Source organism: Paenibacillus solanacearum, from assembly GCF_910593845.1.
In the GTDB taxonomy this organism is placed as follows: domain Bacteria; phylum Bacillota; class Bacilli; order Paenibacillales; family NBRC-103111; genus Paenibacillus_G; species Paenibacillus_G solanacearum.
This window is the reverse complement of sequence record NZ_CAJVAS010000089.1, coordinates 1-5,467: the sequence shown is the minus strand read 5'-3', so window position 1 is coordinate 5,467 and position 5,467 is coordinate 1. Positions and strand designations below refer to the sequence as shown.

Annotated in this window: 4 protein-coding genes; 2 read left to right on the top strand and 2 right to left on the bottom strand. The window is 40.0% G+C overall.

The annotated features are described in order from the left end of the window. Window positions 1-225: 225 nt before the first annotated feature. Together KXG62_RS33570 and KXG62_RS33565 are read right to left on the bottom strand one after the other, a co-directional pair. On the bottom strand, window positions 226-2,616 hold the full coding sequence (locus tag KXG62_RS33570; protein WP_218096356.1) for a S8 family peptidase: 2,391 nt from the start codon (window positions 2,614-2,616) through the stop codon (window positions 226-228). A gap of 2 nt (window positions 2,617-2,618) precedes the next feature. After that, complete coding sequence (locus KXG62_RS33565) at window positions 2,619-3,722, bottom strand: AAA family ATPase (protein ID WP_246627766.1); 1,104 nt, start codon at window positions 3,720-3,722, stop codon at window positions 2,619-2,621. 189 nt (window positions 3,723-3,911) lie between these two features. Here KXG62_RS33565 and KXG62_RS33560 point away from each other — a divergent pair, with 189 nt between their 5' ends. Both KXG62_RS33560 and KXG62_RS33555 read left to right on the top strand, forming a co-directional pair. After that, the gene (locus KXG62_RS33560) at window positions 3,912-4,859 is read left to right on the top strand and encodes a CBASS oligonucleotide cyclase (RefSeq protein WP_218096354.1); all 948 of its coding nucleotides are present in this window, start codon (window positions 3,912-3,914) and stop codon (window positions 4,857-4,859) included. 9 nt (window positions 4,860-4,868) lie between these two features. Then, the gene (locus KXG62_RS33555) at window positions 4,869-5,375 is read left to right on the top strand and encodes an HORMA-1 domain-containing protein (protein ID WP_218096353.1); all 507 of its coding nucleotides are present in this window, start codon (window positions 4,869-4,871) and stop codon (window positions 5,373-5,375) included. The last annotated feature ends 92 nt before the right edge of the window (window positions 5,376-5,467 follow it).

Here is a 5,467-nt window from a genome sequence, read left to right as displayed (position 1 = left end):
TAGCCCAAAAAGCCGGTAAGAAGATTTCCGCTCTTATTCAGCGTCAACTCCAGCAGTGGATTGCCGCTTTGCCCAGTTACATCAAGGCTTGTTTGCCGATTTCATGCTGCGAAAGTTGAGTTTATAAATTTAGATGATTCAAATAGCAATAAAGAAACCCTACCTGTCCTATAGACAGATAGGGTAAAGTCTCTTCCGGCTTCTCGCATTCTTGCTTTAATTAATTTATTCAGAAGATAAATCACCTCTGATTTGAATATTCTGTTCAACTTGGATATTCCGATGTATGAAGTTGAAATTATCCAACAGTCGTGTTACATCGGTATATACTGGCGTTTTTCTTTGAGGATCACGAATGGTTATAATTACACAAAATTCTTGCGATAACGGCATTCTACTTCTTTCAGCAGTTCTTTCAATAAAATCTCGATACAGCCCTTCGACCTTTAAGTACCAGCTTTTTGGAGATTTGATGTATTTCTTGTTTCCGGGCGTAAGTTCTGACAGATCTAAGACATATTTTTTGTTAGGGTAGAATTTGTCTCCATACTGCACAAGCATTTTCTCAGTATTAGAAAATGTTTTATGTGCTCCTTGAGCCTTTTTTTTGCTGTATATGCTAGCACGAAGTAGGTTGTGTCCACCGTCACGGCCGATCTCATTTCTAATTGTTCGTTTAGTTATATCTCTTTGCTTCTTTTGATCGTACGTGCCCAATTTTACCTCTAGATTGGACTGGCAGTATTCAGAGGCTTGTCCGTTTTCAAGAATTGGATGATTAACCATAGTCACAAATATTTGACCGTTGTAATGACCTGATTGGTCTACCAGTGATTGCGGAAAAGGAAAGTCAAGTATCTCAATGAAGTCTCCTTTATGTAGTGTGTCTCTTAAAATTAAGGTGATTTCATATGGATCGTTAAAAAGAATCTCATTTGCTGCTTTCGGAACTCCAAAACCTAATTCATTAAGTTTGTCATTTATACTAGCTGTTACCTCAATAGGATATTTGCAAGAATGCAAGATCAGGCATTTAAGCAATATAGGATCAAAATCCTCTTTCATCTTATGATTAAGATCTGCCGCTATTGAGCTAATTCGAGGAGTAGAAAAGCTAGTTCCTACCTTCACGGCTTTCCGTCCGTCGGACAATATAGAGCTAACACCGTTATAAGAAGGATTATTATTATGAAATCCTGCGTTTCCCCCGTAATGAACCAAATCGGGTTTTATGATGCTAGCTGGTCCTGGCCCGATCCGGCTAAATGGCGATAAGTGGTTTTTTCGTGCAATGTCAGTAGGGAATTCGGAATGCGCGATTGAGCCTACTGTCAATGCACGAACGGAATCAGCCCCTCCTGCAATACGACCGTTCGGATTGCCACTTAGGAAATTTCTGCAGTTGCCAGCGGATTTAATTATTAAAACATCGTTTTCGTCTTGAATATTATCCAATGCCATGCCTAATTTTGAGAATTCAAAGTGTTTAACCTCGTATCCCATTCCGATAGACATGTTCCAAATCTTAATTCGATCGCTATATTTTTCGATTGCCTCTCTAACATTGTCGATAAGATCATCTTCATATAGCGTTTCCTTATTGCGGTCTGGAAATATGGCACAATCCACAAAATGGCAACCGTTTACGCCTGTGTAACTTTGACCTTCAAATAAATCCCCAAATCCAATAATTCCGGATACAAATGACCCGTGATCAGAATTGAGACGGTCTAAAGGATAATTGGTATATCGGTTTCCGACAACCCACGGTTTTAATACATCGGCTATTCCTGAATCCAAAACACCGACGATTGGATACGATATATCTGATATAGGGAGCGGAATTTGGGTTGTCGAACCATCAAAAAAATCGTCTTCCACCACTTCCATACGAGGCATAGGTTCGATGGCCATTATTGCCTGAAAGTCTTCGAGCTCTTCCAATGCTTCAGCAGAGTCTACAATAACTCTATGCATTTCAACATTATCCGTATACTTTACGCTTTTCACCAGTCGAAAATGGTTGTTGTTGCTTAGAAGTTGTTTAAATGCCTCGAATATTTTTTTATTGAGCAATGTGTCCTTATAATCAAAAAGTTGTATACGATATACGCTAACTTCCTTTTCAGGCCCCACAGGAGAAAGCTCAATAATAGGATCAAATGTATCTATAGATTCAATACTGGAAATGATTTTTGCATTACCTTCAAATTTGTTTAATTTTTGTGTGATTTCAGACAGCTGTGCAAGTTTATCAATCCTAATGAGAAGCTCATGATTTTCCGAAAAGCCGATGATTTTATCCTGTTTTAAAGTGTTAAAAAACTGAACAAAATCAGAACGATGCGATTTGGCCAAAGCTTGGTCGGATATTTTTGCTTTTATGACGGCTGGTATATACGAGAACTTGGTTAGCTTTCGTTCAATATTCTCCTTGACCGAAGAGACATTTGTCTGCAACAATTTTGACCTTATCTGCAATTCCTCTCCCTGAAGCACCCATTTAGGAGGTTGATCGTTGCCCCCGCCTTCCGTAAGGCGTTCATCAACCTGCTGTCGTTTTTCAAACACCCTGATAGGTAAATTTCTCTGTGAACCATTCCCTCTTTCCTCCATTTTCAATCCTCCTCACTGTGACTACTCATTATTTTTCTCACTTGACGCATGGATATATTTAATGTAGAGGCGACATCCAAAAGGGAGACCCCGTTCTCATTCATAAAATGTACTAAAGTTTGATCGTTCTCTGCCGAGTGCTTATACAAAAATATTTGTTGAATTATGAGAGGGTACTTTACACTTTCCACCCCATCGATGATGCTTTTCCGTAAGGTATTAAAGCAAATAGCTTTTATATCGGAAGGTGAGAAGCCTTCTAAAAGGTTAGAAAGCGTGTTCATTTTTTTTGGTTCATCGCAAAAATCGCAATTCATATTTTTGGTGAACAGGCGAATCAATTCAATAAGTTCAGGCTGTCGAGGACGAGTAACTTCAATGGTTGTGGTAAATCTTCTCCAGACAGCGGGATCAAGTAATTTCTCGTGGTTAGTTGCAGCGAGTAATACGTTGCTTCCATTATTGAAATCATCAATGTTTTGTAGAAGGCTATTAACAACACGTTTCAATTCGCCAACTTCGTGTTCATCGTTTCTTGATTTAGCGATTGCATCAAATTCATCTAGGAATAAGATACATGGTTTTGTTTTAGCATATTCAAAAATTCTCCTGATGTTCTTGGAAGTACTCCCCAGCAAAGATGAAACCAATCCATCTAATTTAGCTGTGACGAGCGGTAGACCTGTACGAAACGAGATATATCTAGCTAAACTCGTCTTCCCACAGCCTGGAGGCCCATACAACAAAAGAGATTCCGGTAAATCGACGCCCATTTCCATAAATTTATTGCGGTGCTTAAGAGAATGAATATAGGTTTCTACTTTCATCTTAAGAAGTTCAGGCAAAATGATTTCTTCTGCGGCAGCTTCAGGCATGGTGACTTCTACCATGTCAAGTCTACTCTCGCTGTCTGTTGGGGTTGTTTGAAATTCGTCCAAATAAACGGGATGGGCAGTATTTTTGGACAGTACGTTTGAAATTCGGTCCGCAAATTTAGTCTCACCTTCTTCACGCAGTTTTTCTGCGAGCAGTTGTGCATAGCTAAGGACCTTGTCTTTATTCTTTTCTAATCCACCTTCAATGATTTTAATAATCTCTGTTCGCATATTCAAAAGTGTCACTCCTCATGCACATTTACCTGTTAATATAATAACACTTATTAATATAATATGCACGAAAAATCATTTTGTATGTACGTAAAAATGATTTTTGTGTACATTTTTGATTGACTTTTGCTCGGTTGGTCAGTTAACATGTAGAGAAAATACTCTGAAACCGTGAAGGGATAGGTGCACATGTTATTTTCGAACTCCGATTTGCAAAATTTTGCAGATGGATATGTCAATTTGAAAAAAGAAAAAGTGAAGAAGTATCGTGAGCAGGTCAATCGGCTCAGAGATAATCTCGAAGAGTATATAAAGGAAAGTACGGAGTATGGGCTCGTCAAGATGCTACATTCCGGTTCTGTAGCTAAAGGAACGGCGCTAAGCACGATTAACGATATGGACGTAGCGGTATACGTAAAATCCAATGAAGTAGAGGGTTCTGATGAAAAGGAAATTCTTGAGTATATCCGTTCCGCATTATTTCAAGTGTATAAACGCCACGGAATGACGGAAGATCAATTCACCATTGGTACCCATTGTGTAAAAGTCCAATTTAAAGGTTCAGGGCTGGACGTTGATGTGGTACCTGTGATTTACGAAGGCGACGAGGATGACCGCGGCTACTTGATATCCAATGGTACAGGGGAAAGGTTGCTTACCTCCATTTCTTTGCATAAGCAATTCATACGGGATAGAAAAGCCGCTTACGGTAACTACGCCCAGATGGTTCGGATCATCAAATGGTGGAGACTGAAGCGGGAATTCAAAATGAAGTCTTTTTTGATTGAGTTGGTATGGGCGCATATCGCTGATACAGAGGGTATTAATACTGACATATTTGCCGCCTTGAAGCAGTTCTTCAAGTATATTGTCGATACGGAACTGCTGGAACCCATAATCTTTACCGATAATTACAAAAAAAGTGAGGTCACGATCAGTGCCGGTGTTCCTAACGTGCTTGATCCAGTCAATTCGGCAAATAATGTGGCCAGCTCATTAGACTTTGCCAAAAGGACTCGCATTGTTGATGAAGCAGATGAAGCTCTGGCGTATTTAATTAATGCTGGACAGGCATCTACGAAGGAAAAAGCGACGCAATGCCTCAAAGAAATTTTCGGTTCATCATTTTCCTACTAAGGCGGTGTTATGATGAGTTATTCCAGTAGCACAACACGTACCTCGACTGCTACGTGGTCATGCGTACGATATCTGAATGACAAGATTGCCAGTGACCTAGATTATTTACGGACTTTTTATCCCAATTTATATTCGGAAACGGATATTGAGCACTGGAAGCACGATTTTTACAATTGGATCTTTGAAGGGTACGCGAGATCCATAAAGCTACAATTTTCTCGCAACGGGACCTGTATTTGTGAAATTGAGTGGGAAGTTCGGGACGATGGTTCGATCTCTTCTGACGACAACGTTGGAAAACTCCGGATTAAAGGGATTGACGGCACCACCCCTTTTATTCGGATTGAAACAACCGAGAAATGGGCTGCACTGACTCAAGAACAACGTAACGAATTTTACAGGGAGATGAAACGCTCCTGGGGACCGGTTGGTGCGACAGTATATGCTGATGGGCTAATCCGTGTATATGACAAACAATATTCCGGAGCAGACCTGTTGATTAACCAGAAATTGTAATACAAGTCATCCTACCAGAGGCATACTGAAGCAGGCGATTCAGTCGCACCACCCACTCAATCGGTAACTTACACAGACCAAATAAGCGTGAA